At 56.9% G+C, this 16164-nt stretch carries 14 protein-coding genes; 13 read left to right on the top strand and 1 reads right to left on the bottom strand.

All coding sequences use genetic code 11. The features are described from left to right. The first annotated feature begins 20 nt into the window (after positions 1-20). The gene (locus ACR0JI_RS07530; RefSeq protein WP_480476344.1) at positions 21-1031 is read left to right on the top strand and encodes an Ldh family oxidoreductase; all 1011 of its coding nucleotides are present in this window, start codon (positions 21-23) and stop codon (positions 1029-1031) included. A gap of 164 nt (positions 1032-1195) precedes the next feature. Here ACR0JI_RS07530 and ACR0JI_RS07525 read toward each other — a convergent pair whose 3' ends face one another. Beyond that, positions 1196-3133: an FAD-dependent monooxygenase gene (locus ACR0JI_RS07525; RefSeq protein ID WP_480493517.1), complete on the bottom strand. Its 1938-nt coding sequence runs from the start codon at positions 3131-3133 to the stop codon at positions 1196-1198. Positions 3134-3269: 136 nt separating this feature from the next. Between ACR0JI_RS07525 and ACR0JI_RS07520 the strand changes: the two genes are divergently transcribed. From ACR0JI_RS07520 to speB, 12 genes are all read left to right on the top strand, one after another. After that, the gene (locus tag ACR0JI_RS07520; RefSeq protein ID WP_480476340.1) at positions 3270-3713 is read left to right on the top strand and encodes a MarR family winged helix-turn-helix transcriptional regulator; all 444 of its coding nucleotides are present in this window, start codon (positions 3270-3272) and stop codon (positions 3711-3713) included. Positions 3714-4050: 337 nt separating this feature from the next. Beyond that, positions 4051-5091, top strand: a complete 1041-nt coding sequence (locus ACR0JI_RS07515) for a TRAP transporter substrate-binding protein (RefSeq protein WP_480476338.1) — start codon at positions 4051-4053, stop codon at positions 5089-5091. Positions 5092-5149: 58 nt separating this feature from the next. Further along, positions 5150-5734 (top strand): TRAP transporter small permease, encoded by a 585-nt coding sequence (locus ACR0JI_RS07510; protein WP_480476336.1) that lies wholly within the window; start codon positions 5150-5152, stop codon positions 5732-5734. Continuing rightward, a complete protein-coding gene (locus tag ACR0JI_RS07505; protein ID WP_209504353.1) occupies positions 5731-7044 on the top strand; it encodes a TRAP transporter large permease in 1314 nt (437 codons plus the stop codon). The genes ACR0JI_RS07510 and ACR0JI_RS07505 overlap by 4 nt, the downstream gene beginning before the upstream one ends. A gap of 91 nt (positions 7045-7135) precedes the next feature. Beyond that, positions 7136-7900, top strand: coding sequence for an SDR family NAD(P)-dependent oxidoreductase (locus ACR0JI_RS07500; protein ID WP_480476332.1), 765 nt, complete (start codon positions 7136-7138; stop codon positions 7898-7900). Between the two features lie 10 nt (positions 7901-7910). Beyond that, on the top strand, positions 7911-8678 hold the full coding sequence (locus tag ACR0JI_RS07495) for a crotonase/enoyl-CoA hydratase family protein (RefSeq protein ID WP_480476330.1): 768 nt from the start codon (positions 7911-7913) through the stop codon (positions 8676-8678). A 4-nt stretch (positions 8679-8682) separates the two neighbouring features. Continuing rightward, the gene (locus ACR0JI_RS07490) at positions 8683-9165 is read left to right on the top strand and encodes a MarR family winged helix-turn-helix transcriptional regulator (protein WP_480493519.1); all 483 of its coding nucleotides are present in this window, start codon (positions 8683-8685) and stop codon (positions 9163-9165) included. A 2-nt stretch (positions 9166-9167) separates the two neighbouring features. Next, the gene (locus ACR0JI_RS07485) at positions 9168-10985 is read left to right on the top strand and encodes a feruloyl-CoA synthase (protein ID WP_480493521.1); all 1818 of its coding nucleotides are present in this window, start codon (positions 9168-9170) and stop codon (positions 10983-10985) included. A gap of 15 nt (positions 10986-11000) precedes the next feature. Continuing rightward, complete coding sequence (locus ACR0JI_RS07480) at positions 11001-11876, top strand: amidohydrolase family protein (protein ID WP_480493522.1); 876 nt, start codon at positions 11001-11003, stop codon at positions 11874-11876. Positions 11877-11994: 118 nt separating this feature from the next. Further along, a complete protein-coding gene (locus tag ACR0JI_RS07475) occupies positions 11995-13524 on the top strand; it encodes an acyl-CoA dehydrogenase family protein (RefSeq protein WP_480493524.1) in 1530 nt (509 codons plus the stop codon). A gap of 69 nt (positions 13525-13593) precedes the next feature. Then, positions 13594-14883, top strand: a complete 1290-nt coding sequence (locus ACR0JI_RS07470) for a flavin-dependent oxidoreductase (RefSeq protein WP_480493526.1) — start codon at positions 13594-13596, stop codon at positions 14881-14883. 291 nt (positions 14884-15174) lie between these two features. Then, a complete protein-coding gene (gene speB, locus ACR0JI_RS07465) occupies positions 15175-16152 on the top strand; it encodes an agmatinase (RefSeq protein ID WP_480476318.1) in 978 nt (325 codons plus the stop codon). Positions 16153-16164: the final 12 nt, after the last annotated feature.

Below are 16164 nucleotides of genomic sequence, written 5' to 3'. Positions count from 1 at the left end.
AGAAGACTGGATTTGAAAAGATGACCGAACACTCGATCAAAACGCTTTCTCTTGCCGAGGTTCGGGCGCTGGCGAAAGCCGTACTTGTTTCTGCCGGAGTTAATGCACAGGGCAGCGATATTCTGGCCGACATTGTTACCCGGTCCGAGCGGGACGGCCCGCGCAGCCACGGATTGCGTATGCTGCCGGTCTATGTCCAAAGCTTCACCTCGGGCTATGCAAACGGCAATGCGAAGCCAAAGATAGAAAAGGCTGCCCCGGGCGTTCTGCGCTGTGACGCCGATAACGGGTATTATCAGGTCGCGGCAGCCGAAGCCCGCGACATGTTGATCGAAATGACGCGGGAAAACGGCATTGCCGCTTTCACCTGCGCAAATTGCCACCATCTGGGCGCGTTAAGGTTTGACACCGAACCGCTTGCCGAAGCTGGTCTGGTGGCTTTCGCCGTGATCAACTCATTGTCCATGGTGGTGCCGCAAGGCGGGGTGCGCCCGGTATTTGGCACCAACCCGATGTCTTTTGCCTGTCCGCGCGAGGGCGGTGCGCCGATAGTCTGGGATCAGGCGTCTTCAATGGTTGCTTTGATGGATATCCGCATGGCCGCAGCCGAGGGGCACGACCTGCCCCACCCTGCCGGTCTGGACCCTGACGGCGCACCCAGTACGGACCCGAACGCTATCCTGGAAACCCGCAGCCTGTTACCTTTTGGCGAGCACAAGGGCGCCGCAATCGCTTTCATGGTTGAAGTGTTGGGTGCCGCCCTGGCTGGTGGAACCCTTTCCGTGAACAATCAAGAACGTGAGGCGTTCGGAGCCCTTAACATCAAAGGCGGTGCAACACTGATTGCGATTGATCCGACGCGGTTCGGCAACGAGGCCTTCAATCAATATATCGCGCGCATTTGCTCAGAAATTGTCGGTAATGGGGACGCCCGTGTTCCGGGTGATGGGCGTCTGGCCAAACGGGCGGCAGCCGAGGCTGACGGTGTTGAGGTCAGCGCCGAGGTTCTGGCCACGTTAAACGCGTCCTGAAAAACCTGCGCTCAGCTTTCTGGCTAGAGGGCCTTCCTACGACACGGGCGGATTCAAGCGCCAATCCAGCTTTGAACAGGCGGTAATCTTGCCGAACCAAGCACGGATGCGACAGTCCATTCTCCCCTCGTAACGGCGGTCCGTTGGGGTCTGAGTCGTCGCACTTATCGACCGCCGCCCGCAACAAATAGCCTGGAAAAGAAGTCAAACAGGTCAGCGTGACACTCTAATGGCAGGATATGCGCCACATATTGGTCCGGCCTGACGACGACCATACAGCCCTTTGTCCGGTCAATTCCGCGCATTTCGTAGATGTCTTCACGCCTCTTGTGATCAACGCAAAAAACCTTCTCGAAGTCGCGCAGGCCATACCTGCCCTTCTCGGGTTTCAAAAGAGACGGCATATCCTCATAATTCAGCGATATGAAATCCTCCGGGAAGATGGCCCGTAGGTCTATCAAACCGTCGATGTCTTCGTCAGGGCGCACAAACCGTCGCAGAGGAGAGTTCGGATCGCTTTGCAAAACCTCGCAAAGCTGATGGATCGATCCGCCTTGGGTACCTGCGTCTCTCTGTCCTGCGAAGGCATAGAGCCTCCAGCGCGCATCCGCTTCGGCCACATGCCTCAATTGCATGGGCATGGCATCTGCAAGCCGGACAACTGGTGCTGAATGAAATCGCTTGCCTATAACCAGCCCACGCGCCAGATGCTGGTGAACCGGTTCGGCGACCAAGTCCGAAGGCCCATAGTGAACCGAAAGCCCGCCGGTGAACTCCAGATTTTCGATAAACTGTTTTTGAAATCGGGGCATATCGGTGCCGTCAAGCTCTGACTCGCCCGGAGGCGCACTTATGATCCGGGCCCATTTATGGTCGGTTTCGACCAGTCTTTTGGCCTCTTGCAAACGCTCGGCCGAGTAGCTGTGAAGAAGATCAGGCTTTGACCTTCCTGTCAGCACATGCACCAGTTTCCAGCCCAGGTTGAAAGTATCGCCCATCGACACGTTCATCCCCTGACCCGCCTTGGGGCTATGCGTGTGGCAGGCGTCGCCCGCCGTGAAAACGCGCGGGGTGCGTGTAGCAACTTCATGCTTAGGAACATCGTCGAACTTGTCGGTCAGCCTGTGGCCAATCTCGTAGACCGACCACCAAACGACTTCTTTTACGTCGATGGAATAAGGACGCATGATCCGGTTCGCGGCAGCGATGATATGGTCAGCCGTCAGATTGCGGTTGGCGATCCGCTCATCCGGGTTCAGTTTGTCAAGCTCAACATACATTCGGAACAGGTATCCGCCCTCGCGCGGAAGGATCAGAACGTTTCCTTCCGATGCCGATTGAACAAGGCATTTCCGCCGCAAATCGGGAAAATCGGAATTCGCCAGAATGTCCATAACGCCCCACGCCTGATGTGCGGCATCGCCTTGCAGCTTACCCCCGATGGCCTTGCGCACATTGCTGCGTGCACCGTCACAGCCTACGACATAGTTGGCACGCACTGTAAGCCGTTCAACCACGCCACCATCATCGCCCAAGCGTTCAAGCTCTGCCGTGACGGGGTGATCCGTGGAACCGGTATCAGTTGTGAAATCGCTGACACGAAGCCCGTAATGGGGTTGCAGCCGCGTTGGAGCGTTTCTCATCACATCCAGAAACAGCTCATGAATCCGGGCCTGATTCATCAAGGTATGTGGCATCTCGGATTGATCGTCGGCAACGTCCTGCACCGTGCCCACCCGGCGGATGTGGTCCGGGTTTGTAAGATCGGGCGTCCAGAATGCCGTTTGGTTGACCCAATATGCTTCGCGCTTCACTTTCTCAGCAAAACCAAACGCCTGAAACATCTCCATCGAGCGGACGTTGACGCCATCCGCCTGGCCTTTCTCCATAGGACCCGGCTTTTGATCCACGATCATTGTCGAAATTTCGGCGAACCCGGCCAGCTGCGCCGCGAGGCAAAGCCCGGCCGGTCCACAACCCGCGATCAAAACATCAACCTTTTCGGGGATGGATGCGGGGTGGTCGTGGTGATCGGGGCGACCGAACGCAGCCGGTTTGATATCCGGGTCACCCGGACGAAATCCATCAACGTAGTATTGCATTGTCCCCTCCTCCGCAGGTTCACGCAACTTTAATAACTATACTTACTATTTGCCGTCAACAAAGATATGTACACTCACTAATTGCCGCGGTAATTCTGGAATAAGTGACGGCGTAAAGTGATTTCGGAGGTTTTGCGTGAGTATTTACGGAATGGCGGGCCACCTCATCCGCAGGCTCAACCAGATTTCAACCCACGTGTTCTCGGTCCGGATGCAGGAGGCCGGGATTGACCTTACATCCGTTCAGTTCGCAGCACTTGAAACAATTCGCGCCGAACCCGGCATTGATCAGGCCACAGTCGCGGCGAAAATCGCCTATGACCGCGCAACAATCGGCGGGGTCATCGACCGGCTGGAGCAGAAAAACTATGTCAAACGCTCGGTCAGTAAACGTGACAGACGCGCGCGCGAGGTCACCTTATCCGAAAAAGGAAAAGACATCCTCGCGGCGGCTATGCCAGTCGTAATTGACCTGCAAAACGAGATCCTCGGAGGGCTAACTCCGAATGAACGCGAAACGTTCCTGAAGCTCGCAGGCAAGGCAGTTGATGCTGTCACCGACGATAACACACGGCCTTGAATTTCATGACGGACGCTGGTTCAATTGAAACAAGGAAAGCAAATCCACCGTTTTTGAGCTTTAGTTTCCGAAACCAGAAACTAAAATCTAAGAAATCTCAATTTACCTTTGAGCCAACCGAGGGCAATGTAATCCTGAGAGGATAAATTGCGTCCGCGCATGACCTGTCTGATGCGTAGCGTTTCGACGAAAAGGTTCACATGTGTGAACATTCTGTTTTCCGAAAAGGACCTGAAACCAAACACTGAAAAAGTGGATATAACTCGTTATAAAACATAACTAATATGAGCAATCATGAACAGGGGATGATACTCATAGGTCATCTAGGGAGGAGACCATGACCAACTTGCGCAGAACCATACTCAAATCTGCAGTGGCGGCGATTGCTTTCGGTGCCATGTCAACCACTGCCATCGCGGCCGAAGTGACACTGCGGATGCACCAATTCCTGCCGGCACAAGCCAACGTACCCAAGAACGTTCTGGATGTCTGGGCCGACAAGGTCGAAGCGGATTCGGATGGCCGGATCGAAATTCAAAGGTTTCCGTCCATGCAGCTTGGGGGCAAACCCCCCGAACTGATCGACCAGGCCATTGATGGTGTGGCAGACATTGTCTGGACTGTGTCCGGATATACACCAGGCCGCTTTCCCCGAACCGAGGTGTTCGAACTGCCGTTCACCATGACCAATGCCGAAGCCGTCTCACGCGCCTATTGGGATCTGGCCGAAGAAACCATGATGGACGATGACTTCAAGCAGTTCAAAGTACTCGGTCTCTGGGTGCACGGCCCCGGTTTGATCCATTCAAAGGAACCGATCGAAAGCATCGAGGATCTGAACGGCGTAAAGCTGCGCGCACCGACACGCGTAACCAACGGCCTTTTCAGCTCGCTTGGAGCAACCCCGGTTGGCATGCCTGTTCCTGCGGTGCCTGAAGCGCTGTCCAAAGGCGTGATCGACGCCACCGTGATTCCCTGGGAAGTGACTGGCGCCCTGAAGGTCAACGAGCTGGTCGGAAACCACACGACCTTTGGCGATGACACGCTATACACCACCACTTTCATCTTCGCGATGAACAAGGACCGCTGGGATGCACTGCCGGATGATCTGAAGGCCGTCATCGACGCCAACTCGGGCGCTGAATTCTCGGCCTTCGCAGGCAAGCAGATGCAGGCCGATGATGACGGGCCTCACAAGCAGGCGATGGAACGCGGCAACAACATCATCACGCTTAGCCCGGAACAGGTTGCGGAATGGAAGGCAGCATCACAGCCGACCACTGACGCCTGGATCGCCGAGATGGATGAAAAAGGTCTGGATGGAACCGGCTTGCGCGCCCGCGCGCTCGAACTGATTTCGCAATACTCCGGCAACTGATCCGGTCGCTCTTCCGGCGCTATTTCCCGCCGGGAGAGCAATCCCTTTGGAGTTGATCATGCGGAAACTGGTAGAGCGCATCGCGCGCTTCATGGCCGTTCTCGGCGGTGTGGTTCTGACTGCGCTGGTCCTGCTGACCTGTGTCAGCGTGCTGGGGCGCGGCCTGAATACGCTGGGCCACTCGGACGTCATGACGTCACTGTCGGAAGCAGCGGCAAATGCGCTGATTGCATCGGGCGTCGGGCCTGTGAATGGCGATTTTGAACTGGTCGAAGCCGGCATTGCATTCGCCATATTCTCGTTCCTGCCTATATGCCAGCTCTATGGCTCTCACGCCACAGTCGACGTATTCACCAACACGCTTCCGGCAAAGGCGAACAAAGTGATAATCACATTCTGGGAAATCGTCCTGTCGCTTGTCATTCTTTTGATCACGTGGCGCTTGTTTGTCGGCATGCAAAACAAGCTGGACTATGGTGAAACGACCTTTCTGCTGCAATTTCCGGTTTGGTGGGCCTATGGGCTAAGCTTTGTTGCCGCCCTTGTCGCATCACTTGTTGCTGTCTATTGCGCCGTCGCGCAGGTCATCGAGCTTGTCACCGGGCGTCATATCCTGCCCTACCGCGGGGAGGCCGCACATTGACCATGCTCGAACTGGGCTACGTGTCCTTTCCCGTACTTCTGATCATGATCTTTCTGCGCGCACCGATTGGCCTTGCCATGTTGCTGTGCGGGATTGGCGGGCTGTATTTTGCCATGGGTGGCACCAGCATGTTCATGGCCAAGCTCAAAACCGAAACCTACTCAACCTTTTCCAGCTATTCGCTGACGATCATTCCGATGTTCCTGCTGATGGGGCAGTTCGCGACATTGTCGGGCATGTCTTCAGCCTTGTTCAAAGCTGCTGAAAGCTGGCTGGGCCACCGCAAAGGGGGCGTCGCCATGGCGGCAGTCGGCGCTTGTGCCGGATTTGGCGCAATCTGCGGGTCCTCCCTTGCCACTGCCGCAACGATGAGCCGTGTCGCGCTGCCCGAACTGCGCCGCTACGGCTATTCCGGCGGGTTTTCAACCGCAACGCTTGCTGCTGGCGGCACATTGGGCATTCTGATCCCGCCTTCGGTGATCCTTGTGATCTATGCGATCCTGACGGAACAGAATATCGCCAAGCTGTTTCTCGCGGCCTTTGTCCCCGGCATTTTGGCAGCGCTCGGCTATATCATCACGATTTCGATCTATGTGCGCATGTATCCTGACGCCGCGGGCACCCGCGAAGCGATCCCATATCCTGAACGCGTTCGGGCACTGCTGGATGTCTGGCCTGTCCTTCTGGTTTTTGGCCTTGTTGTCGGTGGCATCTATCTTGGCTGGTTCACCCCAACCGAAGGCGCAGCCGTGGGGGCGGCGGGAACCGGGCTGATTGCTCTGATCTCGGGCAATCTGAACTGGCAGGTCTTCGTCGAAAGCATCATTGCAACGGCCTCAAGCACGGCGATGATCTTCTTCATCGTGTTGGGCGCAGGGCTGTATAACAGTTTCCTAGCGCTCACTCAGGTACCGCAGGAACTGTCTGGCTGGGTCGTTGGACTTGGGCTCAGCCCGTGGATGGTGTTGTGCCTGATCCTGGTGTTCTACCTGATCTTTGGATGTCTGATGGACAGCCTGTCAATGATCCTGCTGACTATCCCGATCTTCTTTCCGGTCATCAGCGCACTAGATTTCGGCATGAGCCCCGAGCATGTGGCCATCTGGTTCGGTATTCTGGTTCTGATCGTTGTCGAGGTCGGGCTGATCACCCCTCCGGTCGGGATGAACCTGTTCATTATCAACGCCATGGATCGTTCAACCCCGATGACCCAAACTTACAAGGCAGTGATGTGGTTTGTCACCTCTGACATCATTCGGGTCATGATCCTGGTGCTGTTTCCGGCCATTACCCTGTTCCTGATCCCCTAGCGAAATCACCATCAGCGGTCCGGGGCGGGCCCATCCGAAAATAGATATGAGACACAACAATGATTGAACATACTAAAATGGAGAGAGCGCGATGCAGTTAAGTGGATGTGTCGCCCTGGTCACCGGCGGCGGAAGCGGGCTGGGTGCTGCAACGGCTAGGCATTTCGCCGCCAGCGGAGCAAAGGTTGCCGTTTTGGATTTCAATGCTGAAGGTGCGAAGGCAGTTGCTGACGAAATTGGTGGTCTTGCCCTGCAAGCCGATGTCAGTGACGAGGCCGCCGTCAGTGCCGCGTTTGAGACGGCAATAGCCCATTTCGGGTCGGCACCCAGAATCGCTGTCAGTTGTGCGGGCGTCGGCATGGCGGCCAGGATCGTCGGGCGCGAAGGCAAGCTGTCATTCGACGTGTTCGAGAAAACTCTGCGCGTGAACCTTTTTGGCACCTACAACGTCATGAGCCACGCGGCGAGACACATGGCCGGTCTCGACCCGTTGGCTGACGGTGAACGCGGTGTGATCATCAACACGGCGTCGGTTGCGTGGCAGGACGGTCAATTGGGTCAAGCCGCTTATGCCGCATCCAAAGGGGCAATCGCCTCGATGTGCCTGCCTGCCGCACGGGAGCTCGCGCAGTCGGGGATTCGGGTGATGGCCATCGCACCTGGCCTGTTCCACACGCCAATGATGGAAGGCTTGCCGGAAGAGGTCAGTGCCAAGATCACTGCGAACATTCCCTTCCCGGCCCGCCTTGGCGAAGCGCGTGAGTTCGCAATGCTCGCCGAACAGATCGTTGAAAACCCGTTTTTGAATGGCACCACTATTCGACTTGATGGCGCCGTTCGTCTGCCGCCCCGGTAAGGAGTTCCCCATGGACAGCCAAATCCTGAACATTGAGGTCAACGGATCCATCGCGACCCTGACCATGAACCGCCCTGACAAGCGAAACGCGATGTGCGAGGAACTGTTAGGCGCGCTGGATGATTTCTTTTCAGCTCCACCCAAGAACGTGCGCGTGGTGATCCTGACCGGAACTGAAGGGCATTATTGTTCCGGATTGGACCTGTCCGAGCATGTTCATCGTACGGCCGAGGAAAACCTGCACCATTCCCGCCACTGGCACAGTGTCATGGACAAGATCCAGTTGGGTGGGCTTGCGGTTGTCTCGGCCATGTTTGGCGCCGTGATCGGCGGCGGGCTGGAGCTTGCAGCGGCAACACATGTTCGCATCGCTGAACCTTCGACGATCTTTCAGCTTCCCGAAGGCCGGCGCGGAATATTTGTCGGTGGCGGTGCGACCGCGCGGGTCGGTCGCCTGCTGGGGGCCGATCGGATGACCGAGATGATGTTGACCGGCCGCAAATATGGTGCCGATGAAGGGGTATCGCTGGGGCTTGCACATTATAGCGTGGGTGAAGGCGAGGCTTTGGCGCTGGCCCAAAAGCTGGCAGGTAAGATTTCCCGAAACGCGCCACTGTCAAACTATCTGATGATTCAGGCGGTCGCGCGGATCAATGAAATGTCGCAGAACGACGGACTGTTTACTGAATCGCTGGCCGCGGCCCTGTCGCAAACAACACCAGATGCGCAGGAAGGACTGCGGGCCTTTCTTGAAAAGCGCGCCCCGAACTTCAGGTGAACACATGAAAAGGAAACATGAACACACGCCAGAAGACGGCGCGCCTAACACGATCAGCGATGCCACGCTGCGGGGGTTTGTCGGGTATCGCATGAAACGGGCCTTCAATGTGGTGCAGGAAGACCTGACAACAACTCTGCGTCCCTTTGGTCTGCGAATGCTGACTTATTCGGCACTGGTTCTCATCGTCGATAACCCCGGTTTGCGGCAGTCCCAACTGGCTGACGCAATGGATATCGAGCGCCCGAACCTTGTCGTCATCATTGACGAACTGGAGCGCAGGGAACTGATCGTCCGCGACCGGGTACCGACCGACCGGCGCGCCTATGCGCTAAGGACGACACTGGCGGGCAGGCAATTATATGAAAAGGCCGTCGCCGCGGTTACCGCCCACGAAGGCAAGCTGCTGGCCGGTTTGGATGACGCAACCATCACCACCGTTTTCGATGCCCTCAGGACGATCGAAAAAGCGAGGAAAAGGAGCTGATCATGCAACGCACATCGGAATACCTGGTGCATTCTGTTTCGCGCGAAGATCGGGCCGACGGTTCCATCCTGCTGAAATCGAACCACACTCTTGGTCCTGTCGTCGACAAAACCGGTGTCTGGCTGCACGCCTGGGCCTCGGACGCGCCTGACCGCACGTTCATTGCTGAACGCAGCGGCGCAGGATGGCGCAAGGAAAGCTATGCGACCACGCTTGAAAAGGTGCGGGCAATCGCAAGCTCGCTATTGGCGCGTGGGATGGGGCCTGACACACCGATCCTGATCATGAGCGGCAACGGCTTGGATCATGGTCTGCTGAGCCTGGCTGCTCAGTACATTGGCGTACCGACTGCGCCCGTAGCCGAACAATACGCCTTGATCCACGGTGCACATGGCCGCCTGCGCCATGCCATCGAACTGGTGCGCCCGAAGATGGCCTATGTCGTCGATGCGGATCAATACCGAGAGGCGCTGGAACTGGATGCGCTTCAAGGGGTCGAAATCGTAGCCAGCCGACAAGGCAGGAACAGTCAGGTCACAGCGTTCGACGAACTTCTCAAAGGGGATGTCAGTGTCGATCTGGAGGCAGCCTATGAACTGGTTGGCCCCGATTCCGTCGCCAAGATCCTAATGACCAGCGGTTCAACCTCGGCCCCGAAGGGGGTCATCACGACCCAACGCATGATGTGCGTGAACCAGACCATGCTGGCCGACGGGTTGCCATTTCTGCGCACGCGTCCGCCCCGTGTGGTCGATTGGCTGCCATGGAACCACGTCTTTGGCGGATCTCATAACTTCAACATGATGCTCGCCAACGGCGGAAGCTTCTACATCGACGACGGCAAACCGGTAGCCGGTCTGTTTGAGAGGACGCTGGAAAACCTGTCCATGGTCACCGGCACGCTCAGCTTCAATGTCCCCGTAGGTTACAGCATGCTGCTGGGCGCATTGCAGCGGGATGGCGATTTGCGTCGGCGGTTCTTCGAAGAACTTGATCTGATCTTTTATGCGGGCGCTTCACTGCCACAGGACATCTGGTCTGGATTTGAACAGATGGCGCTGGATGTCAAAGGTGAGATACCGCTGATGACCTCGTCCTGGGGACTGACCGAGACAGCGCCCGCCACAATGATGCAGTCCGAGCCCATTGACCGTTCCGGGGTTGTTGGCGTTCCGATGAACGGCGTGACACTCAAGCTGATACCGGATGAAGACATGCGATGCGAAATGCGCATCAAAGGGCCAAACGTGATGCCTGGCTATTTCAACGAGCCGGGCAAGACAGCCAGCGTTTTCGATGAAGAAGGGTTTTTCATTACCGGCGACGCCATGCGGTTCATCGACCCGCAGGACGTAAACAAAGGTATGAAATTCGACGGCCGGATATCCGAGGATTTCAAATTGCTGACCGGAACATGGGTGCGGGCCGCGCAATTGAGGATGGACTTGTTGACCTGTCTTGCGCCTCTTGCCTCAGATCTGGTCATTACAGGTGCCGACAGAAATGAGATCGGCGTCATGGTCTTTCCCGATGTCGCCGAGCTGAAGCGGGAAGGATTTGACCTGAACGACGACAGTGGCGCCTACTGCTGCAAATTGCTGCAAGGCGAAATTCACCGCCGCCTGGCAGAGCGCGCCCGCGAGTTATCGGGCAGCTCCACACGGGTCGGGCGCGCCATTGTCCTTAGCGAGCCTGCCTCGATGCCCGAGGGCGAAATGACCGCCAAGGGGAACCTCAATTTCCGCAAGATACTGACACGCCGGCAAAATTTTCTTGAGCGTCTTTATGACGACGCCGATCCGGCAATCATAAAGATCTGAGAAAGGAACGAACAAATGGTCGATATCTCCAAGGTTCGCGCAATCGACATTCACGCCCACGCTGAAGAACCCTGCGGGTGCCACTCGGATGACGGCTATGACGACCTGCAGGCAACCATGGCCAACTACTTTGGCGCGCCGTGGAGCCATCCGCCTACGGTTCCCGAAACTGCACAGCACTATCGCGAGCAAAACATAGCCGCGGTGATCTTCCCGGTCGATGCCGAGCGGGAAACCGGCTATCGGCGCTACAAGAACGAAGAAGTTGCCGCATTGGCGGCGGAAAATGACGACGTGCTGATCCCGTTTGCGTCAATTGATCCGCACAAGGGCAAGATGGGCGCACGAGAGGCGCGCCGCCTGATCCGCGAATTTGGTATCAAAGGGTTCAAGTTTCATCCGACGATGCAGGGGTTCTACCCCAATGACCGCATGGCTTATGACCTTTACGAAGCAATCGCCGAGGAAGGCTGCATCGCCCTGTTTCACACTGGTCAGACCGGTGTCGGTTCGGGCATGCGGGGTGGTAACGGAATGCGGCTTAAATACTCGAACCCGATGTTCATGGATGACGTCGCCGTCGATTTTCCGGATATGAAGATCATCCTCGCGCATCCGTCATTTCCCTGGCAGGAAGAGGCGCTGTCCGTGGCGCAGCACAAGCCCAACGTCTATATCGACCTGTCCGGTTGGTCACCAAAGTACTTCCCCGAGATTCTGGTGAAATACTGCAACTCGATCCTCAAGAAAAAGGTCCTGTTTGGGTCCGACTGGCCCATGATCACTCCAGAACGCTGGCTGTCGGATTTCGAGAAGATCAATATCAAGGACGAACTGCGCCCGGACATCATCAAAGGCAATGCCGCGCGCCTGCTGGGACTGACCCCGTGATGCTGCCCCCTGTCCCATCACTGCCCTACCCAGTCACTTTGAACTTCGACTGTGCCGAACCGCCAGAACCGGGCCGCGTCGTGGTCGTCGAAGTCACCAGCTATCGGGTGACATGATCATGAAGCCATTCGAAGCCCCACTTGCGGACATCTTATTCACGTTGAACCACGTAGTCCGGGCCACCGAGCTTCCAGATTGGGACGCTGACCTTGCTGGTGAGATCGGCAAACATTTTGCCGCCTTCGCACAAGGTGAAATTGCCCCGCTGGACGAGCCGGGAGACAGGCAGGGATGCTCGCTGGAAAACGGTCGCGTATCCATGCCTGCCGGCTTTGCCCAAGTTTATGCAACGTATTCGGAACAGGGCTGGCCCTCGCTCACCGTGCCTGGAGAATATGGCGGTCAAGGGCTTGGTGCCCTGATACTGGCCATAACGTCCGAGGTATTTTCGGGCGCAAACCACAGCCTTCAGATGGTTACTGGGTTGGTTCCGGGCGCGGTGCGTACCTTGTTGCGCTTTGGCACGAAAGATCAGCAGTCCCGTTACATTCCCTCTCTGGCCTCGGGTGAAACTCTGGCCACCATGTGCCTGACCGAACCCGGGGCCGGGTCTGACCTTTCTCGCGTGCGCTGCCGGGCGGAACCTGCTGAAGATGGCTGGAAGATCACGGGAGAAAAAATCTTTATCTCTGGCGGTGACCAGGACATGAGCGATCATATCCTGCATCTTGTGCTTGCGCGCACGTCCGATGAAGGCGTCAGAGGTTTATCGCTGTTTCTATGCCCCAGCACCTGCACTGACGGCAGCCATAACCACGTTACCGTAACGCGCATCGAGAAAAAGATGGGCCTGCATGCCTCACCCACGTGCCAGCTGGCATTTGATGGGGCCAAAGCTGAACTGATCGGGGCCGAGGGTGAAGGTCTGATGGCCATGTTCACCATGATGAACCACGCCCGGCTTGATGTCGCCCTACAGGGCGTCGCGCACACCGCGCGAGCCTATGACATTGCCAGTACTTATGCCAGTGAAAGGGTGCAGGGACGCAATGCCGACGGTCGACCGGCAACACTGGATCAACATGCCGATATCCGCCGTATGCTGGATCAAATCGACTGGCTGGCAATCAGCAGCCGCAGTCTTGCACATCTTGCATTTGTCACCATGGAACGGGGTACATCGCCTGACCTGGTCGATTTTCTGACCCCGGTTGCTAAGGTCTATTGCACCGAAGCCGGTATCAAGGCCGCCGAATTGGGTATGCAGGTACTGGGCGGCTATGGCTATTTGCGCGAATACCGGCTGGAGCAGACCTATCGCGATGCCCGAATTACCTCGATCTATGAAGGGGCCAACGGCATACATGCGCGTATGCTGGCAACACGTCTTGCCGCAGAGCCTGCGGGCGACGCCTTTGCCGAATTTGTTGCGCATGAAGCCGAGCATTGGACATGCGATGCGATCTCGGACGCACTGGACAATTGGCAATCCGCTCGCAGAAAGCTGAAACAGGGTGACAGCGCGGCGATGGCGCATGGGTTCATGCATACGACGATTGATACCGCTCTGACTTGTCTGCGGGTGCGGCTGCGCAACGCCGCAAGCCTTCATCCATCCCCGGAACGGATCAAACGCATTTGCGGTTGAGGCTGGATCCAAGCGCGCAGATTATCGACAACCGATACCCGCCACCAATCGGACTGAAAGGAACGTAACATGACAGATCCAAAAGTGCTGATCGCGGGCGGTGGTATTGCCGGGTTGTCGCTGGCACTGACACTGCATCAGATTGGCATCGACTGCACTGTCTTTGAAAGCGTTCGGCACCCGCGCCCGCTGGGTGTCGGAATAAACCTGCAACCCAACGCCGTGCGCGAGTTGTACGATCTGGGTTTCACGGCTCAGGATCTGAATAAGTTCGGCGTCCCTGCGCAGGAATGGGCGCTTGTTGGTTTGAATGGGCACGAGATTTACTCGGAACCGCGCGGAACATTCGCTGGTTACAACTGGCAGCAATACGCGGTGCATCGCGGCGCGTTTCACATGGCGCTTTACCAGCGGTTTGTCGAACGCGCAGGCCCGGATGCCGTACGCCTTGGTGCTCGGGCCACTGGGTACCAGACCAATGCGGATGAGACGGTTACAGTGCGGTTGCAAACTGACCAGGGGGACGTCCGCGAAACCGGTGCCATTCTAATCGGCGCCGACGGTATCCATTCAGCCATCCGAAACCAGATGCATCCAAGCCAACCTCCGATCCATTGGGGAGGCGCCGTCATGTGGCGCGGCACAACTTTGGCAAAGCCCGTGCGCACGGGTTCTTCCTTTGTCGGACTGGGTACGCATAAGAAACGAATGGTGATCTACCCGATCTCACACCCCGATCCCGGAACCGGCATGGCGCTGATAAACTGGATTGCCGAAGTCACCTACGATGACCCGGACGCGCATGCGGCAACCGGGTGGTTCCGGCAGGTCGAGGCCAAGGATTTCGCGCACCATTTTGACGGATGGACCTATGACTGGCTGGATGTTCCAACTCTGATCCGCGGTGCGGATGTGACATATGAAAACCCAATGATCGACCGCGATCCGGTTGAAACGTGGGTTGACGGGCCGGTTGCCCTGATCGGAGACGCCGCACACCCGATGTACCCTACCGGATCGAATGGGGCCAGCCAAGCAATTATGGACGCCCGCATATTGGGGGCCAGTCTGCTCAAGCATGGCGTGGGCCCAACCGCGCTGGCGGCCTATGATGACACGCTGTGCGGTCCGGTGTCAGACCTTGTCCTTCGCAATCGGGGTGCCGGGCCTTTTGGCCTGTTGAATTTGGTCAACGACCGCTGTGGCGGTGTGTTCGACGATATTGAAACAGTCATTCCCTTGGCTGAAAGGGCCAGTTTCATGGCCAAATACAAAGCTGCCGCAGGTTTTGCGCGCGACGCTCTGAACAGCGCACCGCCAACGATTGCGCCCGGCTCGCAGCTGGCTTTGCAGGCGTGATGGAAAAGCCATCGGTGGATTGAACACCTGCGCCCATGTCAACAGCGTTTCGCCGGACCTGTGTATCGCCCGCAAAATCATGTGCTGCCGTGAATGATTTTGCTGCATACCAGCTTGCCCCTCTGAATTTTCGTTTGAGGAGAAACGACCAACAGCTAAACGGAAAGAATGCACCGGATCGGACCTGTCTGAACGCCAGACATGTTTTGATCGAAGAAAAATAATTTCATTGCACCGCCTTCTCATGTTCAATTGCACGCAAGGCGACAGGGCCATCTAAAAGGATTGAATATGCAGGATCATGGATATGCGTCAGGTCGACTGAACCTACCTTTCGTTGGAATATCGACCTTTGGAAAATCTCCGTATGTCGAGGATTGGGACAATATTGATGCGGATGTTTGCGTCCTTGGTGCGCCATTTGATTTCGGCACGCAATGGCGGGCCGGGGCAAGGTTCGGCCCTCGGGCCGTGCGTGAAGCTTCGACCCTGTTCAGTTTTGGACATGCCGGTGCCTATGACCACGAAGACGACGCAACCTATCTGGACAGTTCCGTGCGCATCGTGGATTTGGGGGATGCGGATATCGTCCACACAATGACCGAGGCCAGCCACGAAAACATCGCCTATGGTGTTCGCAAAATTCTTGCCGCCGGGGCGCTGCCGCTTGTGATCGGCGGCGATCACTCTGTCAACATTCCCTGCGTTTCCTCGTTTGAAGATGATTGTGCACAAAACGGCCCGATCCACGTGGTTCAAATTGATGCGCATCTGGATTTCGTGGACGAGCGTCACGGTGTCACCAATGGCCACGGCAACCCCATGCGGCGGGCGATCGAGAAAGACTACGTCTCGGGGATGACCCAGTTGGGTATTCGAAACGTCTCGTCAACCGCCAAGGAAGGATACGAGGACGCGCGCGCACGTGGATCAGACATCCTGTCCGTGCGTCAGGTGAGAAAGCTGGGAACCGAGGCTGTTCTTGAGCGAATTCCCGAAGGTGCTCGGTACTATGTGACAATAGATATCGACGCCTTTTGCCCCTCTATCGCGGCAGGGACGGGGACGCCCAGCCATGGGGGTTTTCTGTATTATGACGTACTGGAAATCCTTCAGGGCCTCGCTAGGCGCGGCAATGTCGTCGGCATTGACCTTGTCGAAGTGGCGCCAGCCTATGACCCCAGCGAAAGCACGCAGATACTGGCCGCGCAGCTATTGTTGAATTTCCTGGGTTTTATCTTTCACGAACGCGCCGGTCGCGAGAAATGAAGGGGGGAGCGT

Source organism: Ruegeria sp. N10, assembly GCF_056531545.1.
This window is presented reverse-complemented; position numbering and strand designations above follow the sequence as displayed.

Bases quoted from the DNA above. Each gene is read 5' to 3' on its own strand.
- ACR0JI_RS07515 (WP_480476338.1), top strand. From the start codon at position 4,051: ATGACCAACTTGCGCAGAACCATACTCAAATCTGCAGTGGCGGCGATT.
- ACR0JI_RS07495 (WP_480476330.1), top strand. From the start codon at position 7,911: ATGGACAGCCAAATCCTGAACATTGAGGTCAACGGATCCATCGCGACC.
- ACR0JI_RS07480 (WP_480493522.1), top strand. From the start codon at position 11,001: ATGGTCGATATCTCCAAGGTTCGCGCAATCGACATTCACGCCCACGCT.
- ACR0JI_RS07470 (WP_480493526.1), top strand. From the start codon at position 13,594: ATGACAGATCCAAAAGTGCTGATCGCGGGCGGTGGTATTGCCGGGTTG.
- ACR0JI_RS07500 (WP_480476332.1), top strand. From the start codon at position 7,136: ATGCAGTTAAGTGGATGTGTCGCCCTGGTCACCGGCGGCGGAAGCGGG.
- ACR0JI_RS07485 (WP_480493521.1), top strand. From the start codon at position 9,168: ATGCAACGCACATCGGAATACCTGGTGCATTCTGTTTCGCGCGAAGAT.
- speB (WP_480476318.1), top strand. From the start codon at position 15,175: ATGCAGGATCATGGATATGCGTCAGGTCGACTGAACCTACCTTTCGTT.
- ACR0JI_RS07490 (WP_480493519.1), top strand. From the start codon at position 8,683: ATGAAAAGGAAACATGAACACACGCCAGAAGACGGCGCGCCTAACACG.
- ACR0JI_RS07475 (WP_480493524.1), top strand. From the start codon at position 11,995: ATGAAGCCATTCGAAGCCCCACTTGCGGACATCTTATTCACGTTGAAC.
- ACR0JI_RS07530 (WP_480476344.1), top strand. From the start codon at position 21: ATGACCGAACACTCGATCAAAACGCTTTCTCTTGCCGAGGTTCGGGCG.
- ACR0JI_RS07510 (WP_480476336.1), top strand. From the start codon at position 5,150: ATGCGGAAACTGGTAGAGCGCATCGCGCGCTTCATGGCCGTTCTCGGC.
- ACR0JI_RS07525 (WP_480493517.1), bottom strand. From the start codon at position 3,133: ATGCAATACTACGTTGATGGATTTCGTCCGGGTGACCCGGATATCAAA.